A 17,593-nucleotide genomic window follows, 5' to 3' on the forward strand; every position below is an offset into this window, starting at 1 on the left:
TGACTTATCACAGTAAAGCGGCGATGTATGGCTAGTAACGCTCGGCCACAGTTTCGCCGATTTACTCATTGCTCATCTTCTCAAAAATGAGCTTCCCACAATTCTTATTATAGTGGGAGATTCCTTTACCATACCGTTGCTGTTTTTACACTTTGATTACAAGCTAGTTTTCACAAAAAAAACCACTCGGATCACGTGACCTCTATCACAGCTTGCAGTAACATTAGCCCCCTTTTTCTCCGCCATAACTCGCCTATATTTAGTAGGGTGAGTTGCATTCGTTTAAGGCGAGAGACAACACCAAGCTCCACATTCATCATTCTTCATACGAGGTAGTGTATTCATGACATTTGCTATTGGGCAGCGTTGGATTAGCGATACGGAAAGCGATTTAGGGTTAGGGACAGTAGTAGCAGTTGATGCGCGCACAGTCACAGTGATGTTTGCTGCATCAGAAGATAATCGCGTATACGCACGTAACGATGCGCCAGTGACACGAGTGATTTTCAATGTGGGTGATACCGTGGAGTCACAACAAGGTTGGACACTGACAGTTGATGAAGTGATTGAAGAAGATGGACTCGTGAGTTACGTCGGTACACGAGAAGATACGCAAGAGTCAGGTGTCGTACTTCGTGAGATCTTGCTGAGTAACCAGATTCGATTCAACAAACCACAAGACAAGTTATATGCAGGTCAAGTAGACCGTATGGATAACTTTGTTCTGCGGTACCGCGCACTACAGAATCAATATCAACAACATAAAAGTCCAATGCGTGGCCTTTGTGGCATGCGTGCAGGTCTTATTCCTCACCAGCTCTACATTGCCCATGAGGTTGGTCGCCGTCATGCGCCACGCGTGTTGCTGGCAGATGAGGTAGGCCTTGGTAAAACCATCGAGGCCGGTATGATCATTCACCAGCAGGTGTTAGCCGGTCGTGCAGAGCGTATTTTGATTGTGGTACCGGAAACTCTGCAACATCAGTGGCTAGTAGAGATGCTTCGTCGTTTCAATCTTCATTTCTCTGTTTTTGACGAAGAGCGTTGTATTGAAGCCTTTGCCGAGGCGGATAACCCGTTTGATACTCAGCAACTGGTTCTGTGTTCTCTTGATTTCCTACGTAAAAGTCGTAAACGTTTCGAACAGGCATTGGAAGGGGATTGGGATCTACTCGTTGTCGATGAGGCGCACCACCTAGAGTGGAGTGAAGAAAAGCCAAGCAGAGAATATCAAGTCATTGAAGGTTTAGCTGAGCGAACGCCAGGCGTATTGCTTCTGACAGCAACACCGGAGCAGCTTGGACGAGAAAGCCACTTTGCCCGTCTTCGTCTTTTGGATGCCGACCGCTTTTTTGATTATCAAGCCTTCGTGCAAGAGGAAGAGCAATATGCTCCTGTGGCTGATGCTGTCGCCTCTCTCTTTACTGGTGAGCAGCTCTCGAACGATGCAAAGAACCAGATTACCGAGCTACTTTCTGAGCAAGACGTCGAGCCACTGTTCCGTATTATCGAAAATGACGCTGATGAAGAGTCATGTGCTAATGCTCGCCAGGAGCTGATCGATAATCTTATGGATCGTCATGGTACAGGTCGCGTTCTATTTAGAAACACACGTGCTGCGATTAAAGGTTTCCCTAAGCGTATGGTTAACCTGATGCCTATGGCGATTCCATCGCAATACAACACGTCAATGCGTGTCGCGGGCATGCTGGGTGGCAAAATGAGTGACGAGGCACGCGCACTCAAAAACCTATACCCAGAAGAAATTTTCCAAGAGTTTGAAGGTGACGAATCAAGCTGGTGGCAGTTTGATCCGCGTGTTGATTGGCTGATTGAGAAAGTTAAAGACAAACGCAGTGACAAGATCTTGGTGATTGCGTCGCGAGCAGCAACGGCCCTACAACTTGAACAGGCACTGCGCGAGCGTGAAGGTATTCGTGCGACGGTATTCCACGAAGGAATGTCGATTCTTGAACGTGATAAAGCTGCAGCTTACTTTGCGCAAGAAGAGGGCGGTGCACAGGTTCTTATCTGTAGTGAAATTGGCTCGGAAGGTCGCAACTTCCAGTTCGCAAATCAGCTCGTGATGTTTGATTTGCCGTTTAACCCAGACCTGCTTGAACAGCGCATTGGCCGCCTAGACCGAATTGGTCAGCAAAATGATATTGACGTTCACGTCCCATACCTAGAGGGAACATCACAGGGTATTTTGGCTCGCTGGTTTAACGAGGGGTTGAATGCGTTTGCGGAAACTTGCCCTACTGGCCGCACCGTTTATGAACAACACTCAGGTGCACTGATAAAGATGCTGGCATCGGGTGATATCACTGAGCTTGATGATGTGATTGAACAGTCACATAAAATGAATCAAGAGCTAAAAGCACAGCTTGAGCAAGGTCGAGATCGCCTACTTGAGATGCACTCAAATGGAGGCGAAAAAGCACAGAAGATTGTCGACCAAATCTCGGCAACCGATGGCGACACCAACTTGGTGACATTTGCGCTAAGCCTCTTCGACACTATTGGCCTAAACCAAGACGACAAAGGCGAGAATGCTCTAGTGGTGACACCATCAGAGCACATGCTGGTGCCAAGCTACCCAGGACTTCCTTATGAAGGTGCAACAATCACCTTCGATCGCGATACTGCACTATCTCGAGAAGATATGAACTTCATCAGCTGGGAACATCCGATGATCCAAGGTGGCATCGATTTGATCATGAGTGAAGGCGTAGGTACGTCGGCCGTTTCTCTCCTGAAGAATAAGGCATTGCCTGTTGGCACCATTTTGGTAGAGCTGGTTTACTGTGTGGATGCTCAAGCGCCAAAACGTTCTGGTATTAGCCGCTTCTTACCGAAAACACCGATTCGTTTGATGATGGATCAGCGTGGAAATGATCTTTCGGCACAGGTTGAGTTTGACAGTTTTAATCGTCAGTTAAGTCCAGTGAACCGTCACCTGGCAAGCAAGCTGGTCAATTCAGTGCAAGCTCAGATCCACACGATGATTGAAGCGGGCGATAAGGCAGTGACAGAACCAGTAGAGCGTATTCGTCAGCAAGCGAAACAAGATATGCATGCGAGCTTGAATGCAGAGCTTGAACGACTTCAAGCGCTAAAAGCGGTGAATCCGAATATTCGTGATGAAGAAATTGTTGCGATTGAAGAGCAGATTAATCAGCTAGATAGCTACATTGAGAAAGCACAATATCAATTAGACTCGCTGCGCTTGATTGTGGTATCTCATAACTAACGGTTTGAGATTACGCTAGACAAAAGGGCTTCATACCAACAGGTACGAAGCCCTTTTTGTTTATTACGGATGCTAGGTTTTGTTAAACGTTACATTAACCATTTCCACCAAATAAACAGCGCAAGGAAGCCAAACAAGTAAATCAATCCTACTTGAGATAGACGCTTGAGACCTTGAGTCATTGCTAGCTCTTTTGGCAGTTCCGTGCGAGAGACCAAGAGGTAGTTTAGTAGGGCAAAGACTGGCGTGGTCATGAATGCCATCACCATAGCGAAATCCAACATTGGCATCAGAGCAGACATCAAAAATAGAATGATCGATAGCGCACACGCTGAAACAATAACCATCCACGTTTGAGTAACTTTAGGATTCGCTTGTGGTTGCTTTAGCAATAAGCGTTGTGATTCTGAGATAACTCGAGAGTAGCCATCAATGACCGTAATTGTGCTGCCGAAGATGCAGAAAAACGCAATCACAGCGATGAGCATGCGTGACCACTCGCCAATCGTAGACGCATAAAGTCCTACAAGCTGATGAGTAAACCCGACCCCTGAAGCTGATAGCTCTACACCACTTCCGTGAATCACCAATGCGCCCAGTGCGACGAAAACCAACGCAAGTAGTGCAGTACCAAGGTAGCCCACATTGAAATCGAATAGAGCAGACTTAGCCGTTACTTCCGTATGACGCTGCTGACTCTTGAGCCACATTGAGGTAATGCTTGAGATCTCAATGGGGGCGGGCATCCAACCCATGGTAACCACTAAAAAACCGATAGCAGCAATAGACCATGGTGAAGGCGCTTCAAATTGAGCAACAGGCTCTACCGGATTACCAACAGCAATGGTTACCGCGACAACGGTTGCGATCGTTAAGGTGGTCATAATGATCTTTGATAGGGTATCGAGCGCCTTATAGTGACCAGCGAACAAAATAGCCAAGCAAATAGTGAGCACGATACTGCATAAAACAGGAAGTGGTAGATCAAAAGGAATGAAATAGTTAAGCAAGCTGGCACTAAAGAGCAGCAAGGCTGCGGTGTTGATGATGCCAGAAACGACACTGAGCAGAGTAAAAACCCACAAATATGGGCGACCTAGATTTGCATAGCCCTCTACAAGGCTTTTTCCTGTACCAACAGTAAATTGTACGCCAGCTTTAAAAAAAGGATATTTAAACAGGTTCACTAGCAGAATGAGTCCGGCTAATTGCCAGCCATAGATAGCACCCGCTTTGGTTGAGGCAACCAAGTGTGAACCACCGACGGCCGCGGCTGCCATCATTACTCCTGGCCCCAGTGAACGCATAAAGCCAAGCAGTCCATTCTTCGGTGATGACGTTGTTTTGCTGACACTCTCCATATCGCTCTTATTCCTTTTTGTTATTGTCAATAATTGATATTAATATCATGCAAGATCTGACTGTCAACTTTTAATTACAGTTGCGTTTACGGTTTAGGTGGTGGTGAGTTTGTCATAAAACCAACGGTTGCTATAATCCGCGTCCATTTAACAGCTTTAGGTCCTAATCATGGCAATGCTTGAATACCATCCACCACGTGAGCCGTGGATCGATATCATGTATGAGGATGAGCATATTCTTGTTGCAAACAAGCCTTCGGGCTTGCTGTCGGTGCCTGGTCGCTTGGCAGAACATTACGACAGTATGTGGAGTCGACTTGATGCTGAATATCCGGGTATTCAGGTGATTCATCGCTTAGATATGTCGACTTCAGGCTTGATGTTATTTGCCAAAGATAAACGCTCGGAAAGCGCTTTAAAAAAGCAATTTCAATATCGCTTAACGCATAAGGTCTACTACGCTCGAGTGTGGGGGCATCCAGAGAAAGAGGCTGGTGAAGTTGACCTGCCTTTGATTTGTGATTGGCCAAACAGACCAAGGCAGATGGTGTGCTTTAATAATGGCAAACCTTCCCAGACGCTTTACCAAGTGGTGACACGAGAAGAGAAAACATCAGTGGTAAGACTGTTGCCGATTACTGGGCGCTCGCATCAGTTGCGTGTTCACATGCAAGCCTTAGGTCATCCAATCGTGGGAGATGAGTTTTATTCTGAAGGAGAAGCGCTGACGTTTTCTTCCCGATTAGAACTTCATGCGGCAGAGCTCAGTTTTTATCACCCACAAACGAGCCAATTAGAGAGTGTCTTTGTTCCTTGTGACTTTTATCCGCAAGCTGAGCCAATGATCTTTACCTTTTTCTCGCCTGTGACAGAATTGCCAGATTATAAGACACTGCCAAAATCGTAACTCTTCTCTCTATCGGCAGTGAATAGGAGTCCTTATGTCACTGCCAAAAGTGGTGTTTCTCGATAGAGCAACCATACCTTCGTATATCAACCTTCCTGAAGTTAAGCACCCTCATCACTGGGTTGAGTATGAATATACTCAGCCAGAAGAAGTGATTGAGCGCATTCAAGATGCGCAAGTCGTTATTTCTAATAAAGTCATCTTGGGTTCAGAGCAGCTAAAACACTGCCCTAACTTGAAGTTGATTGCAGTGGCAGCAACGGGTTACAACAATGTAGACATTGAATATTGTCAGAAAAATCACATCGGGGTGGCCAATGTAAGAGGTTATGCGCAGCGTTCGGTACCAGAGCATGTGATGACAATGGTGTTCGCCTTACGCAGAAGCCTTGTGGGTTATCACAATGACATTATCAAAGGTGAATGGCAGCGTCATAAACAGTTCTGTTTTTTTACTCACACGATTGGCGATGTTGCTGGTTCTACAATGGTGATTGTCGGTAGCGGTGCGTTGGGCCAGGCTACAGCAAGCCTAGCTAAATCAATAGGAATGAACGTAGTTTTTGCTGAGAGAAAAGGTGCTGCGCAATGTCGTGATGGCTATTTACCTTTTGAGTGTGCCTTATCGCTTGCTGATGTTGTTACACTTCATTGCCCGTTATCTGAAGCGACACATCACCTAATAGGTAAAAAAGAGCTGTTTCTAATGAAGTCGAGTGCAATATTGATTAATACTGGGCGAGGTGGACTAGTAGACGAAGCTGCACTAGTTAACGCGTTGATCGAAAATAAAATTGCGGCAGCAGGGGTTGATGTTTTCACCCAAGAGCCTGCGGATATTACTAACCCCCTCATCGATAACGCCCATTTGCCGAATCTATTACTAACACCTCATGTTGCCTGGGGAAGCGATAGTGCGATTCAGAGTCTAGTGGAGATATTGATAGACAATATCGATGCTTTTATTAGCGGAAAAGAGAAGAACCGAGTGGTGTAAGCGACCATAGTGTGAGAAAAGGGAGGCAACGCCTCCCTTGGTTTATTAGTTCGCTTTCGGTAGCACAATCACGCGAGTCTTTGCCCACATATCATGGAATCCACGCTTTTGAGGATCAATCGGCACGGTAAAGTTGGCTAAGCCAAAACCTGACGTTGAAATTCGAATTAAGGCTTGAGTAATCGTGATATTACCTCCCTCTTCACTAATCACTCTGAGCTTCCAGGCGCGCATTCCTAGAGTTTGACCAGCTCGAGTCCAAAAGAAGACCAAGAAGCCGATCCATACGAAGGCAAGGTAGAAGGTATAGACTGGGCTCCACACCGGGTGACTAGAAAGGAAATCGCCTACATCGGCATATGAGCCATAGTTGACGATGCCGATAGCCACTCCCGCTTCAAGTATCGCAACAACAAGACCTGCAGCAAGCATTTCAATAGCAATAATGATCAAAGCGTCATAGAAAAGAGCTGCCAGGCGACGAAATAGCCCAGCAGTAGGGTAGTCTTTTATTGTATTCATTCTTCTTTATTAATTAGCAACTAGAGCAAAGAGCATACAAAATCCCTAGCTAAGCTTAAAGAGATTGTAGATTTAAAGTGCTTTGCGAGTAAATAAACAGCAGTTGAGCAAAAGTATAGATTTTTTGTGTTGCGTTCATCCGATCGTTACGTATAATGCACAACACAAAGACGGGGTAACCTGTTGATGCCGGTGTGGTGAAATTGGTATACACGACGGATTCAAAATCCGTTGCCTTCGGGCGTGGCGGTTCAAGTCCGCCCACCGGTACCATCTTTCGATAAAGAGGACATGAAAATGTCCTCTTTATTTTTCTCTGAAAGACACTGAAAAGTGCTTCAGAAAAAATTGAAAAAAAAGAGTTGACTCTGATTTTTCAAAGCGTATTATACGCATCCCCAACGACGAGACGTTAAGCGGAACGTTAGTGGGAAAGCTCTTTAACAATATAAACCTATCAATCTGTGTGGGCACTCGTTGATGATAATCCAAAATGAAGCTTAGGCTTCAACTTAGATTTCAATGAACTGAGTGACCAATCGATACTTAGTATCGGCACAGTCAATTCATTATCGTTCTGTTGGAACGATAATAGCTTTAAAATTACATTAGTAGTTTTGAAGTCAGTATTCATTGAGTCAGTCCTTCGGGACATCAAAATCTTAAATTGAAGAGTTTGATCATGGCTCAGATTGAACGCTGGCGGCAGGCCTAACACATGCAAGTCGAGCGGCAGCGACATGATAGAAGCTTCGGTGGAAATCATGGGCGGCGAGCGGCGGACGGGTGAGTAATGCCTGGGAATATGCCTTGATGTGGGGGATAACTATTGGAAACGATAGCTAATACCGCATAATGCCTTCGGGCCAAAGAGGGGGACCTTCGGGCCTCTCGCGTCAAGATTAGCCCAGGTGGGATTAGCTAGTTGGTGAGGTAAAGGCTCACCAAGGCGACGATCCCTAGCTGGTCTGAGAGGATGATCAGCCACACTGGAACTGAGACACGGTCCAGACTCCTACGGGAGGCAGCAGTGGGGAATATTGCACAATGGGCGCAAGCCTGATGCAGCCATGCCGCGTGTGTGAAGAAGGCCTTCGGGTTGTAAAGCACTTTCAGCAGTGAGGAAGGCGGGTACGTTAATAGCGTGCTCGTTTGACGTTAGCTGCAGAAGAAGCACCGGCTAACTCCGTGCCAGCAGCCGCGGTAATACGGAGGGTGCGAGCGTTAATCGGAATTACTGGGCGTAAAGCGCATGCAGGTGGTTTGTTAAGTCAGATGTGAAAGCCCGGGGCTCAACCTCGGAACAGCATTTGAAACTGGCAGACTAGAGTACTGTAGAGGGGGGTAGAATTTCAGGTGTAGCGGTGAAATGCGTAGAGATCTGAAGGAATACCGGTGGCGAAGGCGGCCCCCTGGACAGATACTGACACTCAGATGCGAAAGCGTGGGGAGCAAACAGGATTAGATACCCTGGTAGTCCACGCCGTAAACGATGTCTACTTGGAGGTTGTGGCCTTGAGCCGTGGCTTTCGGAGCTAACGCGTTAAGTAGACCGCCTGGGGAGTACGGTCGCAAGATTAAAACTCAAATGAATTGACGGGGGCCCGCACAAGCGGTGGAGCATGTGGTTTAATTCGATGCAACGCGAAGAACCTTACCTACTCTTGACATCCAGAGAACTTTCCAGAGATGGATTGGTGCCTTCGGGAACTCTGAGACAGGTGCTGCATGGCTGTCGTCAGCTCGTGTTGTGAAATGTTGGGTTAAGTCCCGCAACGAGCGCAACCCTTATCCTTGTTTGCCAGCACTTCGGGTGGGAACTCCAGGGAGACTGCCGGTGATAAACCGGAGGAAGGTGGGGACGACGTCAAGTCATCATGGCCCTTACGAGTAGGGCTACACACGTGCTACAATGGCGCATACAGAGGGCAGCCAACTTGCGAGAGTGAGCGAATCCCAAAAAGTGCGTCGTAGTCCGGATTGGAGTCTGCAACTCGACTCCATGAAGTCGGAATCGCTAGTAATCGTGGATCAGAATGCCACGGTGAATACGTTCCCGGGCCTTGTACACACCGCCCGTCACACCATGGGAGTGGGCTGCAAAAGAAGTGGGTAGTTTAACCTTCGGGAGGACGCTCACCACTTTGTGGTTCATGACTGGGGTGAAGTCGTAACAAGGTAGCCCTAGGGGAACCTGGGGCTGGATCACCTCCTTATACGATGATTATTGCGATGAGTGTTCACACAGATTGATGGTTTATAGAATTGAAGAGATGATGTCGGGTCTGTAGCTCAGGTGGTTAGAGCGTTCGCCTGATAAGCGAGAGGTCGGTGGTTCAAGTCCACTCAGACCCACCAATTTCCTCCCAAGAGATTGGCGACGACATCACCTATTGATGGGGCTATAGCTCAGCTGGGAGAGCGCCTGCCTTGCACGCAGGAGGTCAGCAGTTCGATCCTGCTTAGCTCCACCATCTTTAAGCGCATTCGATGAGTGCTTTTAAAAATGGTTACTTCTTTTGAAGTGATTAGCTCTTTAACAATTTGGAAAGCTGACGAATAACAACAATCCCCATCTCTTTGAGATGCGTTGTTATTCAATTAAAAGTTCTCAAATCCTAAAACTACGGTTTTAGGTACCAACACACATTCAAGTGTTCTTGGAAAGTATCGAAAGATACTTATATTTGAGTCCGGCAAAATCGAGTCTGCATCATGTATAAAAATTGCAGACAACTTTGGTTGTTTAAACAACAACTCGAAACTCCTTCGGGTTGTATGGTTAAGTGACTAAGCGTACACGGTGGATGCCTTGGCAGTCAGAGGCGATGAAAGGCGTATTAACTTGCGATAAGCTCAGATTAGGTAGTAAAAACCTGTGAGTCTGAGATTCCTGAATGGGGAAACCCAGCACCATAAGGTGTTATCACTAACTGAATACATAGGTTAGTGAGGCGAACCGGGGGAACTGAAACATCTAAGTACCCCGAGGAAAAGAAATCAACCGAGATTCCGAAAGTAGCGGCGAGCGAAATTGGATTAGCCCTTAAGCTTTTAATGAGACAGGTGAAGCCTCTGGAAAGTGGCGCGATACAGGGTGATAGCCCCGTAACCGACATCTCATCATCAGTGAAATCGAGTAGGGCGGGACACGTGATATCCTGTCTGAATATGGGGGGACCATCCTCCAAGGCTAAATACTACTGACTGACCGATAGTGAACCAGTACCGTGAGGGAAAGGCGAAAAGAACCCCTGTGAGGGGAGTGAAATAGAACCTGAAACCGTGTACGTACAAGCAGTAGGAGCACCTTCGTGGTGTGACTGCGTACCTTTTGTATAATGGGTCAGCGACTTATATTCAGTAGCAAGGTTAACCATCTAGGGGAGCCGTAGAGAAATCGAGTCTTAACTGGGCGTCGAGTTGCTGGATATAGACCCGAAACCAGGTGATCTAGCCATGGGCAGGTTGAAGGTTGAGTAACATCAACTGGAGGACCGAACCGACTAATGTTGAAAAATTAGCGGATGACTTGTGGCTAGGGGTGAAAGGCCAATCAAACCTGGAGATAGCTGGTTCTCCCCGAAATCTATTTAGGTAGAGCCTCGGACGAATACCACTGGGGGTAGAGCACTGTTAAGGCTAGGGGGTCATCCCGACTTACCAACCCTTTGCAAACTCCGAATACCAGTGAGTACTATCCGGGAGACACACGGCGGGTGCTAACGTCCGTCGTGGAGAGGGAAACAACCCAGACCGCCAGCTAAGGTCCCAAAGTATAGCTAAGTGGGAAACGATGTGGGAAGGCTTAGACAGCTAGGATGTTGGCTTAGAAGCAGCCATCATTTAAAGAAAGCGTAATAGCTCACTAGTCGAGTCGGCCTGCGCGGAAGATGTAACGGGGCTAAGCTATACACCGAAGCTGCGGCAATGACTTAGGTCATTGGGTAGGGGAGCGTTCTGTAAGCCGTTGAAGGTGGACTGTAAGGTCTGCTGGAGGTATCAGAAGTGCGAATGCTGACATGAGTAACGATAAAGGGGGTGAAAAACCTCCTCGCCGGAAGACCAAGGGTTCCTGTCCAAACGTTAATCGGGGCAGGGTGAGTCGGCCCCTAAGGCGAGGCTGAAAAGCGTAGTCCGATGGGAAACGGGTTAATATTTCCCGTACTTGGTGTAATTGCGATGTGGGGACGGAGAAGGTTAGGTTATCAGGGTGTTGGATTACCCTGTTTAAGCTGGTAGTTGGGAAGATTAGGCAAATCCGGTCTTCTATTAAACAACGAGAAGTTGATGACGAGACTCTACGGAGTTGAAGTAACGATACCACGCTTCCAGGAAAAGCCACTAAGCGTCAGATTACACTAAACCGTACTATAAACCGACACAGGTGGTCAGGTAGAGAATACTCAGGCGCTTGAGAGAACTCGGGTGAAGGAACTAGGCAAAATAGCACCGTAACTTCGGGAGAAGGTGCGCCGGCGTAGATTTGTAATCCCTCGCGGATGAAGGTTGAACCGGTCGAAGATAACCAGCTGGCTGCAACTGTTTATTAAAAACACAGCACTCTGCAAAACACGTAAGATGACGTATACGGTGTGACGCCTGCCCGGTGCCGGAAGGTTAATTGATGGGGTTAGACTTAGGTCGAAGCTCTTGATCGAAGCCCCGGTAAACGGCGGCCGTAACTATAACGGTCCTAAGGTAGCGAAATTCCTTGTCGGGTAAGTTCCGACCTGCACGAATGGCGTAATGATGGCCACGCTGTCTCCACCCGAGACTCAGTGAAATTGAAATCGCTGTGAAGATGCAGTGTACCCGCGGCTAGACGGAAAGACCCCGTGAACCTTTACTACAGCTTGGCACTGAACATTGAGCCTACATGTGTAGGATAGGTGGGAGGCTTTGAAGCAGGTACGCCAGTATCTGTGGAGCCATCCTTGAAATACCACCCTTGTATGTTTGATGTTCTAACTTAGCCCCATTATCTGGGGTGAGGACAGTGCCTGGTGGGTAGTTTGACTGGGGCGGTCTCCTCCCAAAGAGTAACGGAGGAGCACGAAGGTGGGCTAATCACGGTTGGACATCGTGAGGTTAGTGCAATGGCATAAGCCCGCTTGACTGCGAGAATGACAATTCGAGCAGGTGCGAAAGCAGGTCATAGTGATCCGGTGGTTCTGTATGGAAGGGCCATCGCTCAACGGATAAAAGGTACTCCGGGGATAACAGGCTGATACCGCCCAAGAGTTCATATCGACGGCGGTGTTTGGCACCTCGATGTCGGCTCATCACATCCTGGGGCTGAAGTCGGTCCCAAGGGTATGGCTGTTCGCCATTTAAAGTGGTACGCGAGCTGGGTTTAGAACGTCGTGAGACAGTTCGGTCCCTATCTGCCGTGGGCGTTGGAAGATTGAAGGGGGCTGCTCCTAGTACGAGAGGACCGGAGTGGACGAACCTCTGGTGTTCGGGTTGTGTCGCCAGACGCATTGCCCGGTAGCTAAGTTCGGAATCGATAACCGCTGAAAGCATCTAAGCGGGAAGCGAGCCCTGAGATGAGTCTTCCCTGGCACTTTAAGTGTCCTAAAGGGTTGTTCGAGACTAGAACGTTGATAGGCAGGGTGTGTAAGCGTTGTGAGGCGTTGAGCTAACCTGTACTAATTGCCCGTGAGGCTTAACCATACAACACCCAAGGGGTTTTGATGGACTCAAAGCAAGAATATTGAATGTGTGTACATTAACTTTTAAAAGCTTTCCGAATTAAAGAATTTGCTTGGCGACCATAGCGTTGTGGACCCACCTGATTTCCATGCCGAACTCAGAAGTGAAACGCAATAGCGCCGATGGTAGTGTGGGGCTTCCCCATGTGAGAGTAGGACATCGCCAGGCTCCTATTTATTTTCACTTTTTTGAAAAGTGAAGACAAAAAGTATAAATGAGCCCGTTTGATAAAGCGGGCTTTTTTAGTCCTTAAGGACACTCTTGATGCTGATATAGCTCAGGTGGTAGAGCGCATCCTTGGTAAGGATGAGGTCCCCAGTTCGAGTCTGGGTATCAGCACCATTTAAAATAGAATTTCGCATCATCTCTGCTACGAGGTGAGCAAGCAAAGATTTTGCTTGGCGACCATAGCATTGTGGACCCACCTGATTTCCATGCCGAACTCAGAAGTGAAACGCAATAGCGCCGATGGTAGTGTGGGGCTTCCCCATGTGAGAGTAGGACATCGCCAGGCTAATATTTCAAACCCCGACCATAAGGTTGGGGTTTTTTCGTTACTGAGGTTCAATAAAATTGGGAAAGGTAGTGTGTGTCTTGCGGATCGCCGCACCGCCCATGCAAGACTAGGACATCGCTAGGCAAATATTTTAAACCCTGACCATAAGGTCGGGGTTTTTCCGTTTTAGAGCTAAAGTTATTTAGTTTCGTTCAGGCTCCAGTCATATTCGTAACTTACCTTACCTCTATACCCTTTTACTTCAGTTCTATATTGAGCTAAGTGCTCGAACAATTGCTCTTGAGTACCAAAATCTACCGCAAACCAATCATAAATTTCTGATAGAGTGAGTTTGCCTTGGTTAAATGACACCCCTTTGCTACTGATGATGAACTCTTTGGCAGCTTGCTCAAGAAGAGCTTGGGTGTTTTTAGCGGTAAACGCGTTTGTTTGGAGGTTAGGGCAACCCAAGCTGGCACAGTTCACGGCATAGTGCGTTCTTGGTTCATCCCAAATAGGACGCAGTATCCGGTGCTCAATGTCATTGAGAGTGAGGGCTTTGCCATTGATGCGTGTAACCTCATCTCCCCAGGGACCAAAACTAAACAGTCCTCCTAACTTGGTAATAGATTTCACCGGATAACTATCAAGAATTAAATCGACAGTGATCGCGTTATATAGGTTTACCCAATAAGCGTATTGCTCTGCTCTCGAATAATTTCGTGGGTCAAGGCTTGAAAGCGTTCGAACATATCGCTCTAACTCTCGTTTATCTTCCGATGATATACCTTTGTAGTTAACCAGATGGTGCTCCCCTTCGACGACAACATATTTATCGAGAAACGCCTGCCAACTTTGGTGGTCAATAGTTTGCAAACTTGCCTCGTTAGAAGCATCCCAGTATTGCCAAAGTTCAGATTTTGGTGCGGAAAAGGTTGCGAAAGAGATGATAGCAGTGAGTAGAGTCAATAGTCTTAGCATGATAAGCCTTAAAGCAGGTTTTGATTAATAACATAGACCTACAAAGCAATCATTGCCTTTCATTGGATATAAAAAAGGTTGGCAATTTGCCAACCTTATATTTGCATTCCTCTTAATCTCTAGCTCAAAAAGCTTGGGATTTTCGATTCATACTCGGCAATTTTTGACTCGTGTTGCAGTGTTAGGCCGATATTGTCTAATCCGTTTAGCAGACAGTGACGACGGAATTCATCAATTTCGAATGAGTATTCTTTGCCATTGGCTCTGACTCGATTAGCTTCTAAGTCGACTTCAACCTCAGCACCTTCATTTGCTTCGACGAATTGGAAAATCTCGTCAACTTCTTGCTCAGTCAAACGAACAGGCACCATTTGGTTGTTGATCGAGTTACCGTAGAAAATATCAGCAAAGCTTGGAGCAATCATGGCTTTGATGCCATAGTCCGCCAGCGCCCAAGGCGCGTGTTCTCGCGATGAGCCACAGCCGAAGTTTTCACGTGCGAGCAGGATTGAAGCGCCTTGGTAGCGCGGAGCATTCATGACAAACTCAGGGTTTGGCTGCTCACCAGCATCATCAAGGAAGCGCCAGTCATGGAATAAGTGTTTACCGAAGCCTAGGCGAGATACTTTCTGCAAGAACTGCTTAGGAATAATGGCATCTGTATCGACATTCGCGGCATCTAGAGGGACGACGAGACCTGTGTGTTGTTTAAAACCTGACATGTGTTCTCTCCTTAAGCTAACTCACGAATATCAACAAAATGACCCGCAATTGCCGCCGCTGCAGCCATTGCAGGGCTAACTAAGTGGGTACGACCATCACGACCTTGGCGACCTTCAAAGTTGCGGTTTGAAGTTGAGGCACAGCGCTCTTGAGGGCCTAAACGATCGTTGTTCATCGCTAAACACATTGAACAGCCCGGAAGACGCCACTCAAAGCCAGCTTCTTTGAAGATAACATCCAGACCTTCGGCTTCAGCTTGCGCTTTCACTTGCTCCGAACCTGGAACAATAAGCGCTTGAACGTTATCGGCCACTTTGCGTCCCTTTGCTACCTCTGCAGCTGCGCGCATGTCTTCGATACGAGAGTTAGTACATGAACCAACAAACACTTTGTCGACCTTGTAGTCAGAGAGTGCTTTACCAGCCTCAAGCCCCATGTAGGCAAGCGCTTTTTCTGCTGAGGCTTTTTCTACTGGATCTGCAAAACTCTCGGGAGCAGGAATCGGTTGGTCTACTGCGATAACTTGACCAGGGTTTGTGCCCCAAGTCACTTGTGGTTTGATGTCTGCAGCATTGAGTGTCACGACAGCATCAAATTGGGCATCATCGTCTGTTTTAAGTGTTTTCCAATACTCAACAGCGGCGTCATAGTCAGCGCCTTGAGGTGAAAACTTACGGCCCTTGATGTACTCAAATGTGGTTTCATCTGGTGCGATAAGACCTGCTTTCGCCCCTAACTCAATCGCCATGTTACAGACGGTCATACGACCTTCCATAGTGAGGTCTGTGATAGCTTCGCCACAAAATTCAACCACGTACCCTGTACCGCCGGCTGCCGTTGTTTCACCGATAATCGCTAGAACGATATCTTTCGCGGTGATCCCTGGAGCGACTTTACCTTTTACTTCAATCTTCATGGTTTTAGCACGAGCTTGCTTAAGGGTTTGTGTTGCAAGTACGTGCTCAACTTCAGACGTACCTATGCCAAAAGCCAGTGAGCCAAAAGCACCGTGAGTGGCGGTGTGAGAGTCACCACAGACGATGGTCATGCCAGGTAGAGTGATCCCCAGTTCAGGGCCCATCACATGCACAATTCCCTGATATTTATGATTCAAATCGTAAAGGGTAACACCGAACTCTTCACAGTTTTTGGATAGTGTTTCCATTTGGATTCGAGCCATGTCGCCCGACGCATTGATGTCTTTGGTCGTTGTAGAAACGTTGTGGTCCATAGTGGCAAATGTTTTGCTGACTTGACGAACCTTACGTCCTTTTTCACGTAAACCATCGAACGCTTGTGGAGACGTGACTTCGTGAACTAAGTGACGGTCGATGTAAAGAATCGGGTTTTCGCCCTCTGCTGCTACTGCAACGTGAGCATCATAAACCTTTTCGTATAGTGTTTTGCCCATTGTTATGTCCTTGGGATAAATCCATTGCTCGGGAATTAGAGGTGAGCGGTGGACACTCACGCTCCGAGTGTTATTTTTAAGAGTTCAAAATGTAGCTTGCGATCTTATCGCCCATTTCTGAGGTGCTCAGTGCAGGCTTGTCTCCAGCAAGGTCGCCAGTCAGCTCACCCGCAGCTAACGCTTTTGATACTGCCGTTTCAATATCTTGTGCCGCTGCTTCTTCGCCTAAGCTATAACGCAGCATGAGAGCTGCAGATAAGATCTGTGCAACCGGGTTAGCGATGTTTTTGCCTGCGATATCAGGAGCACTGCCGCCTGCAGGTTCGTAAAGACCGAACTTGCTCTCATTTAGACTCGCTGAAGGAAGCATACCCATAGAGCCAGTGATCATGGCGCACTCATCAGAGATAATGTCACCGAAAATGTTAGAACACAGCATCACATCAAACTGAGCTGGATCTTTGATTAGCTGCATGGTGGCGTTGTCGATATACATGTGTGATAACTCAACATCCGGATAGTCTTTCGCAATCTGTTCTACGACTTCGCGCCATAGAATTGAGCTTTGTAGAACGTTTGCTTTGTCAATTGAGCAAACTTTCTTATCGCGTAAACGCGCCGATTCAAACGCAATCTTTGCGATACGCTCGATTTCATAGCGGTGGTAAACCTCAGTATCGAACGCTTTTTCGTTAGGCCCTTCACCTTCACGACCTTTTGGTTGACCGAAATAGATACCGCCAGTGAGCTCACGAACGACGACGATATCGAAACCACGACCTGAGATATCAGCGCGCAGTGGTGAGAATGCTTCTAGACCGGAATGAATTTGTGCAGGTCGGAGGTTACAAAACAGTTGAAAGTGCTTGCGTAGCGGTAGCAGGGCACCGCGTTCTGGTTGGTCGTTTGGCGGTAGGTGCTCCCATTTAGGACCACCGACAGAGCCAAACAGCACTGCATCCGCTTCCTCACATGCCTTTACGGTAGACTCTGGTAGTGGGCAACCGTGGTTATCAATCGCAATACCACCGACATCGTGTTGTTCACGTTGGAATGAGATGGCGTGTTTGTTTTCAATCGCATCCAATACTTTGTGGGCTTGCTCCATTACTTCAGGGCCAATGCCATCTCCAGGTAGAACGGCAATTTTGTAAGCTTTATCAGTCATGTTAATCCTTTAAATTCTTTGGCTATTTTGGTTGGAGAAGGTGGCACCTTCCCCAGAAA

The 17,593-nt window shown here is 47.3% G+C and carries 9 protein-coding genes, 4 tRNA genes and 4 rRNA genes; 11 read left to right on the forward strand and 6 right to left on the reverse strand.

All coding sequences use genetic code 11. The features are described 5' to 3' along the window. Positions 1 to 343 precede the first annotated feature (343 nt). A complete protein-coding gene (rapA, locus tag GT360_RS02340; RefSeq protein WP_164647330.1) occupies positions 344 to 3,253 on the forward strand; it encodes an RNA polymerase-associated protein RapA in 2,910 nt (969 codons plus the stop codon). Between the two features lie 89 nt (positions 3,254 to 3,342). On the opposite strand, the gene GT360_RS02345 is transcribed toward rapA, so the two are convergent. Further along, positions 3,343 to 4,614 (reverse strand): NRAMP family divalent metal transporter, encoded by a 1,272-nt coding sequence (locus tag GT360_RS02345; RefSeq protein ID WP_164647331.1) that lies wholly within the window; start codon positions 4,612 to 4,614, stop codon positions 3,343 to 3,345. Between the two features lie 169 nt (positions 4,615 to 4,783). On the opposite strand from GT360_RS02345, the gene rluA reads away from it, so the two are divergent. Next, a complete protein-coding gene (rluA, locus tag GT360_RS02350; RefSeq protein ID WP_164647332.1) occupies positions 4,784 to 5,521 on the forward strand; it encodes a bifunctional tRNA pseudouridine(32) synthase/23S rRNA pseudouridine(746) synthase RluA in 738 nt (245 codons plus the stop codon). Between the two features lie 34 nt (positions 5,522 to 5,555). Next, a complete protein-coding gene (locus GT360_RS02355; RefSeq protein WP_164647333.1) occupies positions 5,556 to 6,518 on the forward strand; it encodes a D-2-hydroxyacid dehydrogenase in 963 nt (320 codons plus the stop codon). Positions 6,519 to 6,563: 45 nt separating this feature from the next. On the opposite strand, the gene GT360_RS02360 is transcribed toward GT360_RS02355, so the two are convergent. Continuing rightward, complete coding sequence (locus tag GT360_RS02360) at positions 6,564 to 7,040, reverse strand: RDD family protein (protein ID WP_164647334.1); 477 nt, start codon at positions 7,038 to 7,040, stop codon at positions 6,564 to 6,566. Positions 7,041 to 7,228: 188 nt separating this feature from the next. Here GT360_RS02360 and GT360_RS02365 point away from each other — a divergent pair. The 8 genes from GT360_RS02365 (at position 7,229) to rrf (GT360_RS02400) (ending at position 13,269) form a co-directional block, all read left to right on the forward strand. Then, a tRNA-Leu gene (locus GT360_RS02365) sits at positions 7,229 to 7,313 on the forward strand. Between the two features lie 391 nt (positions 7,314 to 7,704). Further along, a 16S ribosomal RNA gene (locus GT360_RS02370) occupies positions 7,705 to 9,256 on the forward strand. Between the two features lie 65 nt (positions 9,257 to 9,321). Continuing rightward, positions 9,322 to 9,398 (forward strand) — tRNA-Ile (locus tag GT360_RS02375). A gap of 40 nt (positions 9,399 to 9,438) precedes the next feature. Continuing rightward, positions 9,439 to 9,514, forward strand: a tRNA-Ala gene (locus GT360_RS02380). Between the two features lie 306 nt (positions 9,515 to 9,820). Further along, positions 9,821 to 12,716: ribosomal RNA gene (locus GT360_RS02385) — 23S ribosomal RNA — on the forward strand. Positions 12,717 to 12,806: 90 nt separating this feature from the next. After that, positions 12,807 to 12,923: ribosomal RNA gene (rrf, locus tag GT360_RS02390) — 5S ribosomal RNA — on the forward strand. Positions 12,924 to 13,021: 98 nt separating this feature from the next. Then, a tRNA-Thr gene (locus GT360_RS02395) sits at positions 13,022 to 13,097 on the forward strand. 55 nt (positions 13,098 to 13,152) lie between these two features. Continuing rightward, a 5S ribosomal RNA gene (gene rrf, locus GT360_RS02400) occupies positions 13,153 to 13,269 on the forward strand. Together the 16S, 23S and 5S rRNA genes with 4 tRNA genes alongside form the textbook arrangement of a ribosomal RNA operon. 180 nt (positions 13,270 to 13,449) lie before the next feature. On the opposite strand, the gene GT360_RS02405 is transcribed toward rrf (GT360_RS02400), so the two are convergent. The 4 genes from GT360_RS02405 to leuB form a co-directional block, all read right to left on the reverse strand. Next, positions 13,450 to 14,232, reverse strand: a complete 783-nt coding sequence (locus GT360_RS02405; RefSeq protein WP_164647335.1) for a DUF547 domain-containing protein — start codon at positions 14,230 to 14,232, stop codon at positions 13,450 to 13,452. A gap of 119 nt (positions 14,233 to 14,351) precedes the next feature. Next, positions 14,352 to 14,954, reverse strand: coding sequence for a 3-isopropylmalate dehydratase small subunit (leuD, locus tag GT360_RS02410; protein ID WP_164647336.1), 603 nt, complete (start codon positions 14,952 to 14,954; stop codon positions 14,352 to 14,354). 11 nt (positions 14,955 to 14,965) lie between these two features. Then, positions 14,966 to 16,366, reverse strand: coding sequence for a 3-isopropylmalate dehydratase large subunit (leuC, locus tag GT360_RS02415; RefSeq protein ID WP_164647337.1), 1,401 nt, complete (start codon positions 16,364 to 16,366; stop codon positions 14,966 to 14,968). Positions 16,367 to 16,442: 76 nt separating this feature from the next. Beyond that, on the reverse strand, positions 16,443 to 17,534 hold the full coding sequence (leuB, locus tag GT360_RS02420) for a 3-isopropylmalate dehydrogenase (protein WP_164647338.1): 1,092 nt from the start codon (positions 17,532 to 17,534) through the stop codon (positions 16,443 to 16,445). Positions 17,535 to 17,593 lie beyond the last annotated feature (59 nt).

This window comes from Vibrio astriarenae, from assembly GCF_010587385.1.
GTDB lineage: Bacteria > Pseudomonadota > Gammaproteobacteria > Enterobacterales > Vibrionaceae > Vibrio > Vibrio astriarenae.